Here is a 539-nt window from a genome sequence, read left to right as displayed (position 1 = left end):
TATCGCTTCAACTCACCGTTAACCTACTTTAATGCACCATACTTTAAGCGTCGTTTGCTAGAGCACGCAGAGCAAAACAAAGATGTCAGCTGTGTCGTAGTCGATGCCGTATCGAGCTTTACTCACCTAGATTTGAGTGTCATGGCGACATTGGCCGACATTCACGAAGTGCTCAAGAAAAGAGGAATACGATTAGTCCTCGCGGGAAGAAAACGCCGCTTGCGTCAATGGTGTGAGTTAACGGGAATAAGCACCAGCGAAGGCGGGATTTTGCTGCGTGCCGATATGTACCTTGCGATCAAACTCAGTGGTAGCTACCTCAGTGCAGTCGGTGAAGGGATTGTTCCGACCGTGCAAAAAGAACCTGATTTGGAACAACCACCAAAGCCAATTCCAGAAGTGGCTTAAGCGATAATCTAAAATAAAAACAGGAGTATATTCTCCTGTTTTTTATTGTTCATTTTATCTGTTTAATCGGCTAGGCTTTATGCTTGCGGTTTAAATTTTTTCGTCATTCCTTGGCTTTTAGGAGCCACTAG

1 protein-coding gene is annotated in these 539 nt (G+C 44.5%); it reads left to right on the top strand.

Going from position 1 to position 539, the window contains the following annotated elements; genetic code table 11:
• Positions 1–408 (top strand): sodium-independent anion transporter (locus tag R7040_RS29425; RefSeq protein WP_318098044.1); only part of this gene is annotated, 408 nt, incomplete at its 5' end.
• Between the last annotated feature and the right edge of the window lie 131 nt (positions 409–539).

The organism is Vibrio sp. 1069 (assembly GCF_033340555.1).
The sequence above is the reverse complement of the archived record's forward strand: the minus strand, read 5'-3'. Positions and strand labels throughout refer to the sequence as shown.